This is a genomic window from Pseudomonas brassicacearum subsp. brassicacearum (genome assembly GCF_008801605.1).
Taxonomy (GTDB): Bacteria; Pseudomonadota; Gammaproteobacteria; order Pseudomonadales; family Pseudomonadaceae; genus Aquipseudomonas; species Aquipseudomonas brassicacearum.
The window spans coordinates 21,316-41,884 of record NZ_VZPJ01000014.1 but is presented as its reverse complement, the minus strand read 5'-3'; the positions used below and the strand labels follow the sequence as shown (position 1 = coordinate 41,884).

Here is a 20,569-nt window from a genome sequence, read left to right as displayed (position 1 = left end):
CGGACACTTGAGTCCCAAGCGAAAGATCGTCCGAACGCGGCCCGAGCCTTCGGCAGCTCCTATGGTCGGTCGTCTAGAACGGAACCGCCACCACCAACTGGCTGTAGACGTTGGTGCCGTTGCCGCCGACCTGATTGCCGCCGCTGTCCGCATCCTTCTCGGGCTTGTACAGGCCCACCAGCGGCGTGACGATCAGGTGTTCATTCACCGCCCATTCCACGTACAGGTCCAGCTCCTGCGCATCGAGGTTCAGCGCTTCACGGGTATGCAGGGTCTGGTAGTCGAAGAACAGTGCACCAATGGTCACGGTCTCTGCCGGCTTGAGCTTGAGGCCTACGTGCTGGATGGCGGTGTTGCTGTTGAACGGGCCGGCATAGTTGCCCGCCACTTCACCCTGGAACCAGGTGCCATAGCCGCGGTTCTGCCCGTTGAACATCGAGTCCCAGTCTTTGGAATAGCGGCTGTAGCGATAGGTCAGGTCCGGCGTCCAGGGCAGGTCGGCGAAGGTGTAGCCGGCTTCGGTGTACCAGGCTTTCTCCGGGCCCGCGTCCTTGTCCTGCCAGGCATACTCGAAGGAGAAGTGGGCATTCTCGATGCCAGCATTCCCGGCGCCGCGCAGGCTGTAGATATCCATGCCTTCGCGCTGTTTCTGGAAGTCGCTGGCGTAGCGGTCATCGACATTGATGCCGTGGATGTAGGTCAGCCCCAGGGTGCCCGGCGCGGCGGTGTATTCCAGGGTGCTGGCGGCCATCTCGGTGTTGGCCTGGGCGCGGTTGTCGGACTTGATCCACATCAGGCTGCCATGCACGCCTTCCTTGCCGCCCAGGCGAACTACAGCGGTTTTGTCGAAGGCATGCCGGGCCGCCAGGTAATAGGCGCCGCCACGGTTGAGCTCGCCATCGGCCACGCCTTTGCCCAGGTTCAGGCCATCGTCGTTGATGATGAAACCGTCGCCCAGGGTGATCACCTGGCGGCCGTAGGACAGGTCGACACCGTCCTTGCCCAATGCCGGGAACAGATCCCCCGAACGCCAGCCGGCAAAGGCTTCATCGAACTTGGTGGTGCGTTCGGAGCCGTCGCTCAAGCCGGCTGCGTCGCCATCGCCCCAAGTGCCGGAGCTGACCAGGTTGGCCGTCCCGTAGACACTGCCCAGGCCGCCGAGTGTCTGGTCGATACTCAGGCCATACTTGATGAAACCTTCGCGCCAGCTCGAACCGCCGGCGGTGCCGTCGTAGTTCTTGCGGCTGTTGAACAGCCCGTAGACCGCCAGGAAGTTGCCGGTGACGGTGGTGTCTTCGTCGGTGTAAAGCTCATAGGCCTGGGCCGATGAATCGGCAACCAGCAGGGCAATGCCCAGGCCGATGGCGTTGCGCAGCAAAGGTGTACGGCGTGTGTGCTCCATGGTGGATTCCCCAGTGTTATAGGACAGTAGAGCGCGCATTAAGGGGAGTGGTACCGGGGAAGTCTTTCACCTGCCTGCCATGGAGTTGACTCAGGCCGCCAGCGCGGCGGTGTTGGCAGGCAGCAACAAAACCGGCGGCAGACATGGGCAAGACGCCTGGGGCGGGGCGGCGCAGAGTAATGCTGCACGCAACGCCGTTTCGATCAGGGATTGGTTGGGGAAGGCATGATCGCCGGTTCCTGGACGGCTGTGGCATCCATACTAAAAATACGCTTTCGAGGACCTTGCACCATGTCGATCAATGACAGGCTCACCGAGCACTTGAACCGGGGTTCGGTGGGCTTTCCCACCGCGTTGGCCAGCACCATTGGCCTGATCATGGCAAGCCCGGTGATTCTCACCGCGACCATGGGCTTTGGCATTGGCGGCAGCGCCTTTGCCGTGGCGATGCTGATCGCCGTGGTAATGATGCTGGCCCAGGCGACGACGTTTGCCGAGGCGGCGTCAATTCTCCCGACCACCGGCTCGGTCTATGACTACATCAACTGTGGCATGGGCCGTTTCTTCGCCATTACCGGGACGTTGTCGGCCTATCTGATTGTCCATGTGTTCGCCGGCACCGCCGAGACAATCCTGGCCGGGGTCATGGCCCTGGTGAACTTCGAACACCTCAACACCCTGGCCGAATCGGCAGGCGGCTCCTGGTTGCTGGGCGTGGGGTTCGTAGTGGTGTTTGGTGTACTCAATGCGTTCGGTGTCAGTGCCTTTGGCCGGGCCGAAATCATCCTGACGTTTGGCATGTGGACCACCCTGATGGTGTTCGGCGTGCTGGGCCTGATCGCCGCACCGGCGGTGGAGCTGGAGGGCTGGTTTGGCGCGTCCGTGGTGGGCACCGATATGGTCACGGTGCTGTCGCTGGTGGGCATGGCCATGTTCATGTTTGTCGGCTGCGAATTCGTCACGCCGCTGGCACCGGACCTGCGCCAGTCCGCCCGGACCATGCCCCGGGCCATGATGCTGGGCTTGTTCAGCGTCGCCACCTGCATGTTCATCTACGGTGCCGCGATGAAGCGCCAGGTGGAAAACGTGCTGCTCGATGCCGCCAGCGGGGTGCATCTGCTGGACACCCCCATGGCGATTCCACGCTTCGCCGAACAGGTCATGGGTGATATCGGCCCGATGTGGCTGGGCATCGGCTTTCTGTTTGCCGGTGCGGCGACCATCAACACCCTGATGGCCGGCGTGCCGCGGATTCTCTACGGCATGGCGGTGGACGGTGCGTTGCCGAAAGTCTTCACCTATCTGCATCCGCGCTTCAAGACGCCGTTGCTGTGCATCCTGGTGGCGATGCTGATTCCGTGCCTGCATGCGTTGTGGCTGGGCGGCAATACCGACAACATCATGCACCTGGTGCTGGCGGCGGTGTGCGCCTGGAGTTTTGCCTACCTGCTGGTGACCGTGTCGGTGGTCAGCCTGCGGATTCGTCGCCCCGATCTGCCGCGGGCCTATCGCTCGCCGTGGTTCCCGTTGCCCCAGATCCTGTCCAGTGTCGGCATTGTGCTGGGCATGTGGTTCATCACACCGCCCGGCATGAATCCGGCAGACATCTACGTGCCCTTCGCGGTGATGCTCGGTTGCACCGCGGCGTATGCCTTGTTCTGGACCCTGGTGGTACAGAAGGTCAATCCATTCAAGCCAGCGTCGGTAGAAGACGTGTTGGCCAAGGAGTTCTCCCATGAGCCAGGGCAACCTGCGGGCGAGTTTATCGACCCTGCTGCAAAAACTGTCTGAATTGTTCAGCGCCCAGCGCGCCCCGGCCGGTTATCGGCCTGGGGTGACCCTGGAACACCTGCGGCGCAACCTGGCGTTGGCGCGATTCGAGATGGCGGGCCCGGCTACGGCGACGGCAGCCACCGAAGACGGCAGCTTGCAGTTGGAGATTGTCGAACGCACCGAGTCGCAGCTGTTGATGCACATGGTGATGACCGAGTTCGTCCTGCGCGTGCCTGCCTCCCGAGAGGGCACGGCGCGCCTGGAACTGCACCACGGCGGGGCCGTTCGGCGTAGCGGCATTCGTTGCCGGCAGCGGGACGGGCACAGTGACCTGGCGGCCCGGTTGCAGGCGGCCGTTGAGCAGGATCCTGTGCTGTACCAGGCGCTCATGCCGCTGGATTTCAAACGGCTGCGCATCGATCTGCAGGGACGCCAGTGGTGCGTGCGCCTGGAGCACATGGGCGGTAGCGAAGTGGTGAATCGCATGCCGGCCTTTCGTCGCTATGTCCCGTTGATCCGGGAGCAGCGCACCGTCTTGCTGGCGACCTTGAGCGGCCTGCAGCGGGTGTTGGCAACGCTCTGATTCCTTTGTTCCACCCTGGCATCATTCCTGCTACTGCTCTGGCGATAAGGTACTTGTTGCGCGCATATAGATAACATGTTAACTATTGCCGTACAAAAACAATAAGCCACTGCGGAGAATGCCATGAGCATGCAACAGGTTGGGCAGGACGGTCTGGACACCTGGAACCGGGATCTGCGGGCGACTTGCGGTCATTTCGATACCGAGCTGGCCTTCAATCGTTCGCTGTTTATCGGTGAAGTGTCGAACTTCCATCGTGGTGGCCTTGCCCTCGCGAACCTGCGCACCAACGCCGGTAACATCAAACGTCACTCGCCCAACGCCGATCACGATGATGACCAGGATTGCCTTCTGGTCAGCCAGCGCAGTGGCTACTGCCGCATTACCCAGAACGGTCGGAGCATCCAGTTGGCGCCCGGTGAATTGTTGTTGATGGATTCCGTTGGGGCGCTTGAAATCACCCCGTTCGGCCTGATCGAGCACGCGGTGCTGTCCTTGTCTCGCCAGGATGTGTCGCGGCAACTGGGCGGGGAAACCAAGACCTTCGGCAAGGTGTCGTCCAGCAAGGCGTGTGGGCGGATGCTGCATGTGTTGATGGACCAGCTATGCAGGGACACACCGGACGGCGAGGGCGCGACGGGAGAGGGTGAAGCCTTGCAGAGTGCCTTCGTTTCGCTGTTGGGCTCGGCACTGGAACAGGGTAGCGATGGCCGTGACGAAGGGGTGGCGTTGCAGGGTAGTCACTTGCGCAGCTACGTGCAGAAAGTCATCGACGAATCACTGACCCAGCCTGGCCTTAGCCCGGTGGGCCTGGCCAATCGGCTGAATATTTCGGTGCGGCATCTGTATCGGTTGTTCGAAGAGCAGGATGACAGCGTTTGCCGCTACATCCAGCGGGCCCGGCTCAAGCGCAGCGCTGATGACCTGACCAATCCGTTCCTGCGGGACGAGTCCATCACCTCGATTGCCTACAAATGGGGCTTTACCGATTCGGCGCATTTCAGCCGTTCGTTCAAGAAGCAGTTCGAGCTGTCGCCCAAGGAGTTTCGTTCCAGCCGTTTGCAGGTGGGGCAGGGGGTGGCTTGAACAAGGTCGTCTCTGGCGGGACGACCGCTATCGCGAGCAAGCTCGCTCCCACAGGGGATCTGTGGTGGTCGCGGATGCCTTGAACGACTCGGAAAAACTGTGGGAGCGAGCTTGCTCGCGATGACGGTGGTACATCCACCCTCACCGCAAGCTGACTCACCCCCACACAGGTTCAAACCTCCGGCAAAGTCGAACCCCCATCGACCACCAAGGTCTGCCCGGTCACATAACTGGCCAGGCTCGACGCCAGGAACAGCATGGCGCCAGCGATGTCGCTCGGTTGGCCCAATCGACCCAGCGGTACCCGGCGGGCGATGTCCTGGTTGACCTCCTCGTCGCCAAGATTCGCCATGGCCGGTGTTGCAATCATGCCCGGCTCGACGCCATTGACGCGGATATTTTCGGCCGCCAGTTCCAGCGCGGCGTTGCGAATGAAACCATTGACCCCGGCCTTGGAGGCCGCGTAGTGGCTGAGCCCCGGATACGCCACCCGCGGGCCGGTGACCGAGGAGGTCACCAGCACGCAGCCATGGCCCTGGCGCCGGAACATCGGCAACGCCGCCTGGGTCAGCCAGAACAGCGCCGACAGGTTCACCGCCAGCGTTCGTTCAAGTATCGCCGGGGTGATCTCGGCGAACGGTGTCAGCGGAAAATACCCGGCGTTGTGCACCAGGATGTCCAGCCTTCCCAAGCGTTGTTCCAGCTCGGTCATCATCTCGAAGACCGCCGTTGCGTCGGCCAGGTCAACCCCCACCGCTTGCACCTGACAGCCTCCGGCGGTCAATTCTTTGGCCACCGCCTCGGCGCGCGCCAGGCCCAGGTCGGCGATGACCACGTGGGCCCCGCGCAGGGCAAACGCTTCGACGATGGCCCGGCCAATGCCCTGGGCGCCGCCCGTGACCAGCACGGTCTGGCCGCTGAAATCCAGTTCCTCAGGCATCGCTGGCCTCCATCCGGCTGAAGGCTAGTGTCGGTACGTCGACAATGCTGGAGCCGCCATCGGCCACCAGCGTCGCCCCGGTGATGATCGACGCCTCGGGCGAGGCCAGGAAACGGCAGACGTTAGCGATTTCCTCGGCGCTGGCAGCCCTGCGCAACGGCACGTCGGCGCAGACCCGGTCATACGCCTGCTGCAACGTTTCGCCGTGGAACTGCATCAATGCCTGCATTTCTTCATCGGCCATGGGCGTGCGGACCCAGCCAGGGCAGATCGCGTTGACCCGTACGCCGTGAGGCCCGTAATCCCTTGCCAGGGAGCGGTTGAGACCCAGCAGCGCATGTTTGGCGGTGGTGTAGCCGCACACGTGCGGGCCTGCCGCCAAGGAAGCAATGGAGGCGATCAGCACAATGTTGCCGGCACTTTCCTGCAGCATGGGCAGGCACGCCCGGGTGCTGTAGAAGGCGCTGTCGAGATTGCTGCGCAGGGCCGCTTCCCAGGCCGATGGCGGGGTCTCGGTGGCGCTGCCCATGCCCAAGCCGCCGGCACAGGCCAGCAGCACGTCGAGTCGGCCATAGCGCGTGCGAATCTGCTCGACGAAGCCGTCCCAGGTGTTCGGACAGGCCGCGTCGCCCACCAGCACCAGGCCGCCGATGTCCTCGGCGAGTGCTTCCAAGGGCTCGCGGCGTCGACCGATCAGCACCAGGTTGGCGCCTTCGGCGGCATACAGGCGGGCGCAGGCTGCGCCAATACCGGTGCCGGCACCCGTGATCACGACGGTGCGTAATTCAGGCATCGGGATACTCCGTCTGGTTGAGCACCTGGCAGTACGAACTGACCGGGAAATTGGAGAACTCATCGAACGAAGCCCCGGCGTAGCCGAAGATCTTGCCGTCGCTGCGGTGCTGTTGCAGGTCGATCAGCACCAGCCCGAGGGTCGGGATGATCTTTTCTCGCCAGACGAACAGGTACAGCTGATCGGCGATCTTGTAGGTGTCGCAGCGGTCGGTGTCGCACAGGCCTTGTTCAACACCCTTGAGGCACTGCCACGAGTAGAACTGGTCGTTGAGGTAAATGTGTTCGTAGACTTCGCTCGGGCTGTAGCGATACAGGTTGCGCAGCCCCACCAGTTCGGTGGTCGGTGCATGCGGGCACAGGCCAGGCTGCCAGGGACGATCGAGGCTGCCGTGCATGAACTGCGCTTGTACCGAGGTCAGTGGCTTGCCGGCCAGCGCCCGGCTGTAGAGGCCTTCGCCGGTTTCTTGCTGGCTTGGCATGCGGCCGATCACGGCGGTGAAGGACGCGCTGGCGGTATCGAGCACCAGGCTTATCGACGACGTCAGTTCGCCTTCGCGCTTGATGAAGTCCACCAGGTACAGGCCCGGGCGTACGGATGTGGCCCGGTAGGTCGCCGTGCCGCTGGAGTGACCATCGGCGGCGTTCCAGGTCAGGGTGTCCTGCTCGAAGCGATGCTCGATCTGCCAGCCATTGGCGAAATTCAGGGTGAAGGTCTTGCCGTCCAGGTCGGCCAGGTTTGGCAGGATGAAGGCTTCGGGGGCAAAGCCATCGGCCAGGGCGCCGACGGTGATCCAGTCTGAAGATGTGCTCATTGCAAGGCTCCGGTGGTTGAATTAGCCACTCGGATCATGCGGTGCCAGTCAACGGCGGCCTATCAACCAAATGGTTGATCAGAGGAACAGTGCGCTGACCAACTCGGTACGGCTGCTCACGCCAACCTTGCGAAACAGGTGGATCAGGTGAGTCTTGATGGTCGGCAAGCCCACTTCCAGCTCCCGGGCCAATTGCTTGTTGCTGACGCCTTGGCGCAGTAGCCAGGCAATCTGGCGCTCCTTGGGCGTCAAGTCGCCCAGCGGGTCCCCATGGGCTGGTAAATGGGCCACGGCCAGTTGCAGCAAGGCCTGCAACGCGCTGAGTTGACTCAACTGCTGGCTGGTGAAGACACCTTGCTCGGCAGTGCGCAGCAACGAAATCGCGGCTTGGGGCTGACCGTCCCGATGGGCGAAGACTTCCACCACGTCGACCACGCCGTAGCGCTGCAGGAAGTCGTGATAACGATGGTTGTCACGTCGCGGTTGGCGGGCCATCGCCAAGCCCAACGGCACCACGGCCAACTCGCTGGACATGCAGTGTCGCGGGTGCAGCGGGTCGAACTGACGGTAGTTGTCCAGGTAGTCGCGGTGCATCTCGCCGCTCATCTTATGCAGGCTGAAGTCATGGACCTGCAGTTGCCGATCAACGCAGTAGAACGCCGCCCGGCTGACGGGAACCAGCTGGGTAAAGGCGTGCAGGCACTGGCCGGCGATGTCCTGGGTGGGGATGACGTTCATGGTCGCACCTTCGCCGAGAGGGCTGCCGGTGGGGCCGGCAGCCAAGTCCGATCAGGCTACCGCGAAGTAGTGTTTGACGAAACTCTCGCTGACCACTTCCCACAGCACTGGCGTGCCCTTGGTCACGAACCAGCCGTCGCCGGCCTTGTAGCGGGTGCTCTGGCCGGTGGCCTCGTCGGTGAGCACTACTTCACCGGTGACCACGGTGGCTTGTTCGGCGAAGGGGTAGACCATCCGGAACTTGCCTTGGGTGGTACCGAAGTAGGCGCTGCTGATGGGGTCGGTGGGGGCGCCGAAGGTCATCTTGCCGAAGGCTTTGACTTCGCCTTCGAGAATCTGCGAACCAAGATCGGCGACGGTGCCCCAGGCGTCCAGGTCGGACAGCTGGATGTCTTTTTCGAGGGTGATAAGGGGCATGGCAGTGACTCCTGATGAGTGAAAAAAACAAAGGTGGGGTGTGTCCAGTGCCAGTCAGTTAAACCTCGCTCCCACAGGGTTTTGCTTAACTGATTGGCATCGTGATCGTCAGCGACGGCCATTCCAGTAGCCCGACAGCTGATGCCAGGACTTGCCGGCGGTCAGTAGCAATGGGCGAATGGCGTCTTTGCCGATGATGGTCGGGCGATGGATCGAGCTGACCAGGTCGTAGCGCGCCGAGCCTTCGCTCATGCCTTCGGCCAGCACCTTGCAGATGATGTGGCTCGGCGTGACGCCAAAGCCTGAGTAACCCTGGACGAAAAACGCATTGCTGCGGCCGGGCAGGGTGCCGATCTGCGGGAACAGGTTCGGGCTGCACGCCATCGGGCCACCCCAGGCCAGGTCGATCTTCACGTCCTTGAGGTACGGGAAGATCTTCAGCATCAGGCGCCGGTTCCAGGCCTTCAGATCCTGGGGGATGTGCTCCACCAACGGCGTCGCGGCGCCGAACAGCAGGCGGTTTTCGTTGGTGACGCGGTAGTAGTCGATCACCGGGCGAATGTCACTGTAGGCACCGCGAATCGGGCTGATGCGCTGGATCAGTTCGTCCGACAACGGCTCGGTCATCATCTGGAAGGCGTAGGTGTTGATGGTCGAGCGGTGCAGTTCCGGCTCCAGCTTGTTGAGGAAACTGTCACAGGCCCAGAGCAGCTTGCTGGCTCTGACCGAACCGCGTCCGGTACGCACGGTGATGCGTTCGCCATAGCTGACTTCCAGGGCCGGGCTGTTCTCGAAAATCCGCACGCCGTGGCTGACCAGGGCCTTGGCCTCACCCAGTAACAGGTTCAGTGAGTGTACATGCCCGCCGCCCATGTGCAGCAAGGCGCTGCCGTAGGCCTTGGAACCGATGATCTGCTGCACGTCGGAGCCGCCGAGAAAGCGGATCTCATGTTTGCTGTTGACTGACTTGAAGTCTTTTTCCCAGGCCCGCAGGGTTTTCTCCTGGCGCGCGTTGAAGCCCATGTAGCCGTAGCCGTGGCAGAAGTCGGCATCGATTGCGTACTTGGCGATACGGTCCTTGATGATGTCGGCGCCCAGGTCGCTGATCTCGAAGATCTGGCGCAGGCCGTCTTCACCCACGTCCTTCTTGATCTTCTCCAGGTCATGACCGATGCCGGCCATGATCTGCCCGCCATTGCGCCCAGTGCCGCCGAACCCCAGGTAACGCGCCTCGAGCACCACGATGTTGGTGATGCCTTTTTCGGCGAGCTCCAGCGCGGTATTGATGCCGGAGAAACCGCCGCCAATGACCACAACATCGGCTTCCACGTCCTGTTCCAGCGTGGGGAAGCTGAGGTTGTATTTCTTGGTGGCCGTGTAATAGGTGGGCGTTTCGATATTGATCATGACGCAGCCTGACAAAGTGAAAGGAAACTCCGTTGCAACGCCTACGCAAGGCATTGCAGGGGATGGCCCTATTAAGAGCCCGGATGGGGGCGCCTGTCTTGATCATCCGTGCCGGGGTATTTGACCGAGCGCGCCATGGAGCCGAAACCTGCCCATGAAAAGTACAATCTTGGATCTGGAAGGTGCATTTTTCACCTGCCTGTGATTGCCCATACTGGACCGGCCTTAATCACTGATCCCGCTGTCTGTGCAACCTCAGGTTGCCGGGCAAAGGCGGGATTGGCAGATGCCAATAATAAAAGAGCCTGTCCATGAAAAAGCCAAACCCGCTGCTCGAAGACCTCAAGCCGATCCTGCCGGTCATTGCCGCCAATGCCTTCCAGGCGGAGAAAGACCGTAGCGTGCCTGCCGAGAATATAGCCTTGCTCAAAAGCATCGGCATGCACCGGGCCTTCCAACCGAAACCGTACGGTGGCATGGAGATTTCCCTGCCGCAGTTCGCCGATTGCATCGCGCTGCTGGCCGGTGCCTGTGCCAGCACGGCCTGGGCCATGAGCCTGTTGTGCACCCACAGCCATCAGTTGGCAATGTTCCCGGCCAAGGCCCAGCAGGAAATCTGGGGCGATGATCCCGATGCCACCGCCAGCAGCAGCATCGCGCCGTTTGGCCGCACCGAGGAAGTCGAGGGCGGTGTGATGTTCAGCGGTGAAATGGGCTGGAGCAGCGGCTGCGATCATGCCGAATGGGCGATCGTGGGGTTTCGCCGTAAAAACGCCGAAGGCGCCCAGGACTATTGCTTTGCGGTGCTGCCACGCAGCGACTATGAGATTCGCGATGACTGGTTCGCGGTGGGCATGCGCGGCAGTGGCAGCAAGACGTTGATCATTGACAACGCTTTCGTGCCGGAACACCGGATCCAGAAAGCCAGGGACATGATGGAGGGCAGGTCCGGCGGATTCGGCCTGTACCCCGACAGCAAGATTTTCTACTCGCCATACCGACCCTACTTCGCCAGTGGTTTCTCCACGGTCAGCCTGGGCGTGGCTGAACGCATGCTGGAGGTCTTTCGCGAGAAAACCCGCAACCGCGTGCGGGCCTACACCGGTGCGGCAGTCGGTGCCGCTACCCCGGCGTTGATGCGCCTGGCCGAGTCGACCCATCAGGTGGCCGCGGCCCGTGCCTTTCTGGAGAAAACCTGGCAGGAACACGCCGAATACGGCGAGCGCCACGAATACCCCAGCCGGGAAACCCTGGCGTTCTGGCGGACCAACCAGGGCTACGCCACCAAGATGTGCATCCAGGCCGTCGATCGCTTGATGGAGGCGGCCGGCGGTGGCGCCTGGTTCGAAAGCAATGAGTTGCAACGGCTGTTCCGCGACGCCCACCTGACCGGCGCCCATGCCTATACCGACTATGACGTCTGCGCGCAGATTCTCGGTCGTGAGCTGATGGGCCTTGAGCCTGATCCTTCCATGGTTTGACCGCCTGTTCGCTGAAACCTAGAACAATAATCGAGGCCGCCGCTCGAGGCGGCCGGGAGTCTTGCATGTCCAGTCTTTGTGATACCGCTTTCGATACCCGTGCGTTCCGCCGGGCCCTGGGTAACTTCGCCACCGGCGTGACCGTGGTCACCGCTGCCACTGAAGATGGCCGCAAGGTCGGTGTGACGGCCAACAGTTTCAACTCGGTGTCCCTGGACCCGCCATTGATCCTGTGGAGCATCGACAAGCGTTCGAGCAGCCATGGCGTGTTCGAAGCCGCCAGCCACTTTGCGGTGAATGTGCTGGCCGCCGACCAGATCGATCTGTCGAACAACTTCGCACGACCCAAGGAGGACCGCTTCGCTGAAATCGAATTCGAGGCCGGCGAAGGCGGCGCCCCGGTGTTTGTCGATTGCTCGGCGCGTTTTCACTGTGAAAAATTCCAGCAGGTCGATGGCGGCGATCACTGGATCATGATCGGCAAGGTCGTGGCGTTTGATGATTTCGGCCGCTCTCCATTGCTCTATCACCAGGGCGCCTACTCGATGGTGCTGCCCCACACTCGCATGACCAAACGGGAAGAGGGTCAGTCCCCGAGCAGTCACTTCCAGGGGCGCTTGAGCCACAACCTGTATTACCTGATGACCCAGGCACTGCGGGCCTATCAGGCCAGCTATCAGCCGCGTCAGTTGTCCACCGGCTTGCGCACCAGTGAGGCGCGGATGTTGATGGTGCTGGAGAACGACGCCGGGCTGAACCTGTGCGACCTGCAGCGGGAAGTGGCGATGCCGGCGCGCGAGATCGAAGAAGCCGTGGCCAACCTCAAGCGCAAGGGCCTGGTGAGCGATGAAGGCGAGCGGGTACGCCTGACTGCCAAGGGTATCGATGAGACCGAAGGGCTCTGGACGATTGCCAAGGAGCAGCAGGACAAGGTGTTCGACCAGTTCAGCGAGGAACAGGTCGAGCACTTCAAGCAGGTGCTCAAGGGCGTGATCAAGGGCGCTTGAGCGCCCTGTGGGAGCGAGCTTGCTCGCGATGGCGGTGGACCCGCCGATATTGATGTCGACTGGATGGGCCCTATCGCGAGCAAGCTCGCTCCCACAGGGTTATGTGTGTGGCCCAGCTACAGATTCTGTGAACGGATAGTCCGGCATGGGTTGGAAGCTGTTAAGATTTAGTTAACTCATTAACTAAATCTTTCTCGCGAACATACTCATGCCCAAGTTGCGCCAATCCTTGACCCTGACCCTGCTCCAGGCCCGTGAATCGGCCATGGGGTTTTTCCGGCCTTCCCTCAATCAACATGGCTTGACCGAGCAGCAATGGCGAGTCATCCGTATTCTCAGCCAGCACGATGAGCTGGAGATCAATCGCCTGGCCGAACTGGCCTGCATCCTCAAGCCCAGCATGACCGGCGTGTTGGTGCGCATGGAAGCGGCGGGCATGGTGGTGCGGCGCAAGGCCGAACAGGATCAGCGACGAGTGCTGGTGCGCCTGGCGCCGCAAGGGCAGGCGAGTTTTGATTCGATGAGCCAGAGCATGGAAGAGAATTACCAGCGTCTGCAGGACAAGTTGGGGGAGGAAAAATTGCAGACGTTGCTGGGCTTGCTCAATGACCTGAAGGCGATCAGGCGCTGAGACCCCGGGCTGGTTGTTTTCTGTGGGAGCAAGGCTTGCCCGCGATGAAGACGCTGCGGTCTTTCAGAGACCGAGGTGCCTGTTTCGCGAGCAAGCTTTGCTCCCACAGATCCCCTTGCCACAAGGTATTTGATACCGATCAGTACACGCCGCCAGCCGCAGGTTTTGGCGTGTCTTTGAACGTCGCCGCCAGCGTCTGCAAGCCCCGCATCAACACCGTCGTATCCACGCCCACCGCGACAAACGCCGCGCCGAGTTCGATATAGCGCCGGGCCAGTTTTTCATCGGCGCTGAGAATCCCGGCTGCCTTGCCGGCCTGGCGGATGCGGGCGATGGCGTCTTCGATGGCCGCTTGCACCTCCGGGTGACCGGGGTTGCCGCGAAAACCCATGGACGCGCTCAGGTCCGCCGGGCCGATAAAGACCCCATCCACACCTTCCACTGCCGCAATGGCATCCAGGTTGGCCAGGCCTTCGCGGCTCTCGATCTGGACCAACAGGCACATCTGTTCATCGGCCTTGTCGAGGTAACCGGGGATGCTGTTCCAGCGTGACGCCCGGGCCAGTGCGCTGCCGACGCCGCGTACGCCATGGGGCGGGTAGTGGATGGCGCGCACCAGTTCGCGCGCCTGGTCGGCGCTTTCCACCATCGGCACCAGCAGGGTTTGCACGCCAATATCGAGCACTTGCTTGATCAGCGCCGTGTCACCGATCACCGGGCGTATCACCGGTTGGCTGGGGTAGGGTGCCACGGCCTGGAGCTGGCCGAGCAAGGTGCGCAAGTCGTTGGGCGCGTGTTCACCGTCGATCAGCAGCCAGTCGAAGCCGGCGTTGGCCGCCAGTTCCGCACAGTAGGCATCGGCCAACCCCAGCCACAGGCCGATCTGCGCCTCGCCGCTGCGCAGGCGTTGCTTGAAGATATTGATGGGCATGTCCATGAAACGGTCTCCGATCAGACGAAACGGCAGGCGATGGAACCGAGCATGTCGTAGTCGACATGGAAGGTATCGCCGGGGTTGGCTGCCACGGGGCGGGTGAAGGAACCACCGAGGATGATCTGTCCCGGTTGCAGGGTGACGTCATAGGCCGCCAGTTTGTTCGCCAGCCAGGCCACGCCTTTGGCCGGGTGATTGAGCACCGCCGCCGAGACGCCGGACTCTTCGATCACGCCGTTGCGGTAGAGCACCGCCGGCACCTTGCGCAGGTCGATCTCGGTCGGGCGTACGGCGCGACCGCCCATGACCACGCCGGCATTGGCGGCGTTGTCGGAGATGGTGTCGAACACTTTGCGGGTCGCCTTGGTCTGCGGGTCGATCTGCTGGATGCGCGCATCGATGATTTCCAGCGCCGGGATCACCCATTCGGTGGCGTCGAGCACGTCGAACACCGTCACGTTCGGGCCCTTCAACGGCTTGCCGAGAATGAACGCCAGCTCCACTTCCACCCGTGGCACGATGAAACGCTCGAACGGGATGTCGGTGCCTTCGTCAAAGAACATGTCGTCCAGCAGCGCGCCGTAGTCCGGCTCAGTGATGTTCGACGACACCTGCATGGCCCGGGAGGTCAGGCCGATCTTGTGGCCGACCAGCTTGCGGCCGTCCTTGATTTTCTGCGCGACCCAGGCTCGCTGGATGGCGTAGGCATCCTCGATCGTGATGTCCGGGTGATCGAGGGAAAACTGCCGCACCTGCTCGCGGGAGCGTTCGGCATGGTCGAGGCGGGCGGCGGCTTGTTGGATGAGGTTCTGGTCAAGCATGGCAAGGGTCTCTTATTGAGGGTTGACGATGGCGGCCCGGGTGCGCAGCACCAGCAAGCCGCCAAGGGCGATGAGCAGGGCCAGCACATACAAGGCGAGGCTGGCGCTCTGGGTGGTGTCGCGCATCCAGCCGATCAGGTAGGGCGCGAAGAATGAGGCGATGCTGCCGAAGGAGCTGATCAGCGCGATGCCGGCGGCCTGGGTGCCGTTGGACAGGAAGGCTGACGGTAGCTGCCAGAACATCGGCAACGCCGCACTGGCGCCCATGCCGGCGACAATCAGGCCGCTGAGCACCAGGATCGGATTGCCGGGTGAGAGCCCGGTGACCGCAATGCCCAGCGCGGCCATCAACAGCGGCACGCACAGGTGCCAGCGGCGTTCGCGATGGCGGTCGGAGGAGCGCCCGCAGCCGATCATGAAGAAACAGCCGGCCAGGTAGGGCACCGCGCTGAGCAGCCCGACCTTGCCGTCGCTGCCGATGCCGGCGCCATGGATCAGGGTGGGCATCCAGAAGGCCAGGGTGTTCACCGCCAGCATCACGGCGAAGTACACCGCCACCAACAACCAGACCTGCGGATTGTTGAGGATCGCCGAAAACGAGGTGATGGATTTGCGCTGTTCTTCAAGGCTCAGTTGTTCGCGCAACTGCTGCTTGGCGTGCGGCGTGAGCCAACTGACCGTCTCGAAATTGTCCGGCAGGCACTTGAGCACAACAAGGCCGAGCAGGATCACCGGCAGCCCTTCGATGACGAACATCCACTGCCAGCCGCGCAAACCGCCAACATCATGAAAGTGCTCGAGAATACCGCCGGACAAAGGCCCGCCAATCACCCCGGCCATCGGTACGGCGATGGCAAACAACGCGGTTACCTGGGCCCGACGCCGGGCTGGATACCAGCGGTTGAGAAAGACCAGGATGCCAGGAAAGAAACCGGCCTCGGCCACGCCCAGCAGAAAGCGCAACACGTAGAAACCGGCGGCGCTGTCGATAAGGAACATGCCGGTGGACAAGGCGCCCCAAACCACCATCAGCGTGGCGATCCAGCGCCGCGGACCGACCCGGTCCAGGGCCATGTTGCTGGGCACCCCAAACAGCGCGTAGGCGATGAAGAACAGCCCTGCGCCGAAGCCGTAGACCGTGTCGCTGAACTGCAGGTCGGCGCTCATTTGCATCTTCGCGAAGCCGATGTTGATGCGATCCAGGTGGGCAAAGAGGTAACAGACCAGCAGCAGCGGCATCAGCCGCCAGGTGATGGTGGCATGGGTGCGGTCGTGCGCGACGGTGCCGGCAGTGTCGGCGGTATTGGCTGTGCTCATGATCTTGTACTTTTTGTCAGAGGGGCCGATGGGGAACGCCAGGCAGATGGATTCAGGTGGCCTGGCCCTTGAGGAAGGCGTGGACGTTGTTGGCCTTGAAGTTGAGCTGTTCGTGCAGCTCGATCATCTCGAATGACAGGGCCAGCAGGCGTTGGGCCTGGAGCTCGGCGAAGTGCGCGGTGATCACCTCGAAGAGTTTTTCCGCGACTTTCTGGCGGGTGGCCAGGTCACGGCCGTGGCCGACTTTCAAGGTCATGTGCACGAAGGCGTAGTCGTGCTTGCCGTCGGCCATGCGCCAGGTGTCCAGGCGCAGGCCGCGGCTGCGGATGCCGCCCAGGGGGAACACGCCGCTGTCGCCCAGCAAGGCGTGGACCTTTTCAAACAGGCCGGGCAGGTCGGCTTGTTGTTCGATGTTGTCGGTGTATTCAGCGATGAAATGCGGCATGACGGCTCCTTCAGGCCGCACGGGGATGCCGTACGGCCGCAGTGTCAAACAGGGAAGACAGCGTTGATCTGGCCGGTGCCGGAGCTGCCGAAAGGCTCGGTGATGATTTCGGCAGGCTTGTCGTAGTCCGGCCCGCCGAGCAACCCCAGCAGCATCGCCGTGTCATGCATCTTGCCTTCGCCGAAGCAGTGTTCGGCGTAGTCCGGGAGCATGGCGCAGAACTCTTTCCAGCGGCCTTGGCGCCACATTTCGACGACGTGCAGGTCGACCTGCTTGTCGAACTCCCGCGTCCAGTTGTGGATGTTGGCTTCAGCGTTGCGATCGTCGGAGAAACGGTGCGACAGCGAGCCGGACGCGAGCACCAGCACCTTGCGGTCGCTTTTTTCGATGGCCCGGCGCACGGCGGCGCCGAAGGTGAAGCTGTCTTGCAGGCGGTGCCAGGCGCACCAGGCGGCAATCGACACGACGTTGAATTTCTGTTCCTGAGGGACGTCCATGTGCATGTAGCGCATGGGCACCAGGGTGCCGTATTCCAGCTCAAGACTCGGGATGTTGTGGGCCAGGGTGCGCACGTCGGCGGCATTGGCCTCGGCGGCAATCAGCTCGCCCAGTTCCGGGGCGCCTGAGTATTCGTACTCCATGTTCTTGATGAAGTGCGGCAGCTCGTTGCTGGTGTAGATGCCCTTGAAGTGCGCGCCGCTGTTGACGTGATAGGCGCTGTTGACCAGCCAGTGCACATCGAACACCACGGCGGTATCGGCCCCCAGTTCCCGGGCGCGGCGACCGATTTCCTTGTGGCCGGCAATCGCGGCGGCGCGGCAACCATGGTGCTTGCCGGGCAGCTCCGACAGGTACATGGAGGGAACGTGGCAGATTTTCGCAGCCAGGACGACTTCGCCCATGATGATTCTCCTGAAAAATTGTTCTTGTTGAATCTTGGTTGTGGGAGCAAAGCTTGCTCCCACAGGAACAGGGATAAATCCCCTCGCCACAGGGTTCATCACTTACCTGGGGTCATACACCCCAGCGCGGTATGTGATGACTGCCCATGGAGATGCAAACGTTCTTGATCTCGGCAAACACTTCAAAACTGTACTGTCCGCCTTCGCGGCCGGTTCCGGAACCCTTCACGCCGCCGAAAGGCTGGCGCAGGTCGCGCACGTTCTGGCTGTTGATGAACACCATGCCGGCCTCGATGCCATGGGCCAGGCGATGGGCCTTGCCGATGTCCTGGGTCCAGATATACGAGGCCAGGCCGTATTCGGTGTCGTTGGCCAATTGCAGGGCTTGGGCCTCGTCCTTGAACGGGATCAGGCACACCACCGGGCCGAAGATTTCTTCCTGGGCGATGCGCATGTTGTTGTTCACATCGGCGAACACCGTCGGCTGGATGAACTGGCCGCGGCTCAAGTGGGCAGGCAAATTGGTCGGGCGCTCCAGGCCGCCGGCCAGGAGGGTGGCGCCTTCTTCGAGGCCGATCTTGATGTAGCCGGTGACCTTGTCGTAGTGGGCCTGGGTGATCATCGAGCCGACCTGGGTCTTCGGGTCCTGCGGATCACCGACGATCAGGCGCTTGGCGCGGGCGGCGAACTCGGCCACGAACTGCGGATAGACACTTTCCTGGATGAAGATCCGGCTGCCGGCGGTGCAGCGTTCGCCATTGAGGGAAAAAATCGTGAACAGCGCGGCGTCGAGGGCCCGTTCCAGGTCGGCGTCTTCGAAAATCAGCACCGGCGACTTGCCGCCCAGTTCCATCGAATACTTCTTCAACCCGGCGGTCTGCATAATTTTCTTGCCGGTGGCGGTGCCGCCGGTGAAGGAGATCGCCCGAACATCCGGATGGCGCACCAGCGCATCGCCGGCGGTTGCGCCGTAACCCTGGATCACGTTCAGCACGCCATTGGGCAGGCCAGCCTCGACCGCCAGGCGACCCAGCTCGTTGGCGGTCAGCGGCGACAGCTCGGACATCTTCAGCACGGCCGTGTTGCCCAGCGCCAGGCACGGCGCGGTCTTCCAGGTCGCGGTCATGAACGGTACGTTCCAGGGCGATACCAGCGCGCAGACACCCACCGGTTGGTACAGGGTGTAGTTGAGCATCTGGTCGTCGACCGGATACGTATGACCGTCCATGCGCGTGCAGACTTCGGCAAAGAAATCGAAGTTGTGGGATGCACGCGGAATCAGCACATTCTTGGTCTGGTGGATCGGCAAGCCCGTGTCGAGGGTTTCCAGTTCGGCCAGTTTCGGCACGTTCTGCTCGATCAGTTCACCGAGCTTGCGCATCAGCCGGGCGCGTTCCTTGGCGGGGGTATTGGCCCACTTCGGGAAGGCCTCCTTGGCGGCGGCCACAGCCTGGGCGACTTCCTCGGCACCGCCGCTGGCGACTTCACCGATGGCCTCGCCGGTGGCCGGGTTGTAGTTGACGAACACGTCTTTGCTTTCGACCTCACGGCCGTTGATCCAGTGTTTGATCATGCTGCTCAAGCCTCTTTACGGGATGCGAAGAACTCGGCTTCGCTGACAATTCGATTGACCAGACGGCCGACGCCTTCCACTTCCACCACCACTTCATCACCGGGCACAACGTCCGCCAGGCCTTCCGGCGTGCCGGTGGCAATCATGTCGCCGGGTTGCAAGGTCATGAAGCTGGACAGGTATTCGATCAGGTACGGGATATCGAAAATCATGTCCTTGGTGCTGCCTTCCTGGCGCAGTTCGCCATTGATCCAGGTGCGCAGCGTCAGGTTGCTCGGGTCCGGTACATCAGCCACATCGACGATCCATGGGCCGACGGGGGTGGTGGCATCGCGGTTCTTCACTCGCAGGTTGGGGCGGTAGTAGTTTTCCAGGTAATCGCGGATCGCGTAGTCGTTGCACACGGTGTAGCCGGCCAGGTATTGCAACGCATCCTGGCGCTTGACGTTGCGCGCCGCTTTGCCGATGACCGCCACGAGCTCGCACTCGTAGTGCATGTAGGCGACGTTGTCGGGACGCCAGCTCACCTGGTTGTGGCCGGTGTAGGTGCCGGGGGACTTGATGAATGCCAGGGGTTCGGTCGGCGGCTTGAACGCCAACTCGGCGGCGTGATCGGCATAGTTCAGGCCCAGGGCGAACATGCTGCCGGTGGCCGGTGGCAGCCACTGGACCTGGTCCTCGGCCACCAGGCGACCGTCGGCCAGGCGTACAGCGTTGTGAGCTTCAACGGTGACGGCTTGATCCTGGCCTTCAAAACGAATGCGTGCGTGTTTCATGAACCTGCTCCTGTTTCCTCGGCCACGATGGTATTGACCAGACGGCCCAGGCCGGCGATGTCCACTTCGACACGGTCACCGGGCAGTACGTCGACCCGGCCTTCAGGCGTACCCGTGATCAGCACGTCGCCGGCATGCAGGGTCATGAATTCGCTGATCTCGGCAATCAGTTGGGGAATGTTGCGAACGAGGTTGGCCGTGCTGTTCTGCTGGCGAACCTCGCCGTTGACGTACAGCGTGATCGCCAGGCTGTGAGGGTCGGCCACCTGAGTGGTAGGCACCAGTTCTGGGCCGATGGCGCAGAAGCCGTCCCGGCACTTGGCCTTGACGGCGGGGCGGTAATAGCTGTCTTCCGGGAGGCTGAATTCATTGACGATGGTGTAGCCGGCCACGTAGTCCAGGGCTTCGGCGGCGCTGACGCGACTGGCCGACTTGCCCATGACCACGCCCAGCGCCGGCCCTGGTTGCAGTGTTTCGCCGCGACCGGGGTGAAACACCTCGGCACCGTGCCAGTTGCGGGTGTTAGGGGTCTTGATGAACAGCACGGGCTTGAGCGGCGGTTTCTGGTAGGGCGGTTGCTCGAACTCGGCGAGGCGCTGTTTCAGCAGCCCCTGGTAGTTCAGCGCGACCCCGAACAGGGTGCCGGTCGCGACGTCATGCAGGGCACGGCTCATGCTTGTCTCCTGGCGATGCAGAGGGGTGAGGGCTCTGCGGTTATTGTTAATGTGT

Annotated in this window: 21 protein-coding genes; 6 read left to right on the top strand and 15 right to left on the bottom strand. The window is 62.3% G+C overall.

Annotated features, from left to right (window positions below):
* Nucleotides 1–73: 73 nt before the first annotated feature.
* Nucleotides 74–1,402 carry an alginate export family protein gene (locus tag F7R20_RS25425; protein WP_003201582.1) on the bottom strand — a complete coding sequence of 443 codons (1,329 nt, stop codon included), beginning with the start codon at nt 1,400–1,402 and terminating at the stop codon, nt 74–76.
* Nucleotides 1,403–1,693: 291 nt separating this feature from the next.
* On the opposite strand from F7R20_RS25425, the gene F7R20_RS25420 reads away from it, so the two are divergent.
* From F7R20_RS25420 to feaR, 3 genes are all read left to right on the top strand, one after another.
* Nucleotides 1,694–3,193 carry an APC family permease gene (locus F7R20_RS25420; protein ID WP_003201584.1) on the top strand — a complete coding sequence of 500 codons (1,500 nt, stop codon included), beginning with the start codon at nt 1,694–1,696 and terminating at the stop codon, nt 3,191–3,193.
* Nucleotides 3,138–3,758 carry a DUF3156 family protein gene (locus F7R20_RS25415; RefSeq protein WP_050516647.1) on the top strand — a complete coding sequence of 207 codons (621 nt, stop codon included), beginning with the start codon at nt 3,138–3,140 and terminating at the stop codon, nt 3,756–3,758. Before F7R20_RS25420 ends, F7R20_RS25415 begins: the two co-directional genes overlap by 56 nt.
* Before the next feature lie 123 nt (nt 3,759–3,881).
* On the top strand, nt 3,882–4,844 hold the full coding sequence (gene feaR, locus F7R20_RS25410) for a transcriptional regulator FeaR (protein WP_003201588.1): 963 nt from the start codon (nt 3,882–3,884) through the stop codon (nt 4,842–4,844).
* A 172-nt stretch (nt 4,845–5,016) separates the two neighbouring features.
* Here feaR and F7R20_RS25405 read toward each other — a convergent pair whose 3' ends face one another.
* The 6 genes from F7R20_RS25405 to F7R20_RS25380 form a co-directional block, all read right to left on the bottom strand.
* Nucleotides 5,017–5,784, bottom strand: coding sequence for an SDR family oxidoreductase (locus F7R20_RS25405; RefSeq protein ID WP_003201590.1), 768 nt, complete (start codon nt 5,782–5,784; stop codon nt 5,017–5,019).
* Complete coding sequence (locus F7R20_RS25400) at nt 5,777–6,577, bottom strand: SDR family NAD(P)-dependent oxidoreductase (protein ID WP_003201592.1); 801 nt, start codon at nt 6,575–6,577, stop codon at nt 5,777–5,779. Before F7R20_RS25400 ends, F7R20_RS25405 begins: the two co-directional genes overlap by 8 nt.
* Nucleotides 6,570–7,391 carry a molybdenum cofactor biosynthesis F family protein gene (locus F7R20_RS25395; RefSeq protein ID WP_003201593.1) on the bottom strand — a complete coding sequence of 274 codons (822 nt, stop codon included), beginning with the start codon at nt 7,389–7,391 and terminating at the stop codon, nt 6,570–6,572. Before F7R20_RS25395 ends, F7R20_RS25400 begins: the two co-directional genes overlap by 8 nt.
* Before the next feature lie 78 nt (nt 7,392–7,469).
* A complete protein-coding gene (locus F7R20_RS25390) occupies nt 7,470–8,129 on the bottom strand; it encodes a helix-turn-helix transcriptional regulator (protein WP_003201594.1) in 660 nt (219 codons plus the stop codon).
* A gap of 51 nt (nt 8,130–8,180) precedes the next feature.
* Nucleotides 8,181–8,546, bottom strand: a complete 366-nt coding sequence (locus tag F7R20_RS25385) for a cupin domain-containing protein (RefSeq protein ID WP_003201596.1) — start codon at nt 8,544–8,546, stop codon at nt 8,181–8,183.
* Between the two features lie 108 nt (nt 8,547–8,654).
* Complete coding sequence (locus F7R20_RS25380) at nt 8,655–9,953, bottom strand: NAD(P)/FAD-dependent oxidoreductase (RefSeq protein WP_003201598.1); 1,299 nt, start codon at nt 9,951–9,953, stop codon at nt 8,655–8,657.
* Between the two features lie 311 nt (nt 9,954–10,264).
* On the opposite strand from F7R20_RS25380, the gene F7R20_RS25375 reads away from it, so the two are divergent.
* The 3 genes from F7R20_RS25375 (at nt 10,265) to hpaR (ending at nt 13,072) form a co-directional block, all read left to right on the top strand.
* Nucleotides 10,265–11,434, top strand: coding sequence for a p-hydroxyphenylacetate 3-hydroxylase oxygenase component (locus F7R20_RS25375; protein WP_003201600.1), 1,170 nt, complete (start codon nt 10,265–10,267; stop codon nt 11,432–11,434).
* A 65-nt stretch (nt 11,435–11,499) separates the two neighbouring features.
* On the top strand, nt 11,500–12,441 hold the full coding sequence (locus F7R20_RS25370; RefSeq protein ID WP_003201603.1) for a p-hydroxyphenylacetate 3-hydroxylase reductase component: 942 nt from the start codon (nt 11,500–11,502) through the stop codon (nt 12,439–12,441).
* Nucleotides 12,442–12,649: 208 nt separating this feature from the next.
* The gene (gene hpaR / locus F7R20_RS25365; protein ID WP_003201605.1) at nt 12,650–13,072 is read left to right on the top strand and encodes a homoprotocatechuate degradation operon regulator HpaR; all 423 of its coding nucleotides are present in this window, start codon (nt 12,650–12,652) and stop codon (nt 13,070–13,072) included.
* Nucleotides 13,073–13,211: 139 nt separating this feature from the next.
* Here the strand turns inward: hpaR and hpaI are convergent, their stop codons facing one another.
* The 8 genes from hpaI to F7R20_RS25320 all read right to left on the bottom strand — a co-directional run bounded on the left by hpaI (nt 13,212) and on the right by F7R20_RS25320 (nt 20,514).
* The gene (gene hpaI, locus F7R20_RS25355; RefSeq protein ID WP_003201607.1) at nt 13,212–14,009 is read right to left on the bottom strand and encodes a 4-hydroxy-2-oxoheptanedioate aldolase; all 798 of its coding nucleotides are present in this window, start codon (nt 14,007–14,009) and stop codon (nt 13,212–13,214) included.
* A gap of 14 nt (nt 14,010–14,023) precedes the next feature.
* The gene (gene hpaH / locus F7R20_RS25350; RefSeq protein ID WP_003201609.1) at nt 14,024–14,827 is read right to left on the bottom strand and encodes a 2-oxo-hept-4-ene-1,7-dioate hydratase; all 804 of its coding nucleotides are present in this window, start codon (nt 14,825–14,827) and stop codon (nt 14,024–14,026) included.
* A 12-nt stretch (nt 14,828–14,839) separates the two neighbouring features.
* Nucleotides 14,840–16,144, bottom strand: a complete 1,305-nt coding sequence (locus F7R20_RS25345; protein WP_003201611.1) for an MFS transporter — start codon at nt 16,142–16,144, stop codon at nt 14,840–14,842.
* Between the two features lie 52 nt (nt 16,145–16,196).
* On the bottom strand, nt 16,197–16,589 hold the full coding sequence (locus F7R20_RS25340; protein WP_003201613.1) for a tautomerase family protein: 393 nt from the start codon (nt 16,587–16,589) through the stop codon (nt 16,197–16,199).
* Between the two features lie 44 nt (nt 16,590–16,633).
* Nucleotides 16,634–17,491 carry a 3,4-dihydroxyphenylacetate 2,3-dioxygenase gene (hpaD, locus tag F7R20_RS25335; RefSeq protein ID WP_027911702.1) on the bottom strand — a complete coding sequence of 286 codons (858 nt, stop codon included), beginning with the start codon at nt 17,489–17,491 and terminating at the stop codon, nt 16,634–16,636.
* A gap of 112 nt (nt 17,492–17,603) precedes the next feature.
* Entirely contained in the window at nt 17,604–19,064 is a 1,461-nt protein-coding gene (gene hpaE / locus F7R20_RS25330) for a 5-carboxymethyl-2-hydroxymuconate semialdehyde dehydrogenase (protein WP_003201617.1), read from the bottom strand.
* A gap of 5 nt (nt 19,065–19,069) precedes the next feature.
* Entirely contained in the window at nt 19,070–19,840 is a 771-nt protein-coding gene (locus tag F7R20_RS25325; protein WP_003201619.1) for a fumarylacetoacetate hydrolase family protein, read from the bottom strand.
* Nucleotides 19,837–20,514 (bottom strand): fumarylacetoacetate hydrolase family protein, encoded by a 678-nt coding sequence (locus F7R20_RS25320; protein ID WP_003201621.1) that lies wholly within the window; start codon nt 20,512–20,514, stop codon nt 19,837–19,839. The genes F7R20_RS25325 and F7R20_RS25320 overlap by 4 nt, the downstream gene beginning before the upstream one ends.
* Nucleotides 20,515–20,569: the final 55 nt, after the last annotated feature.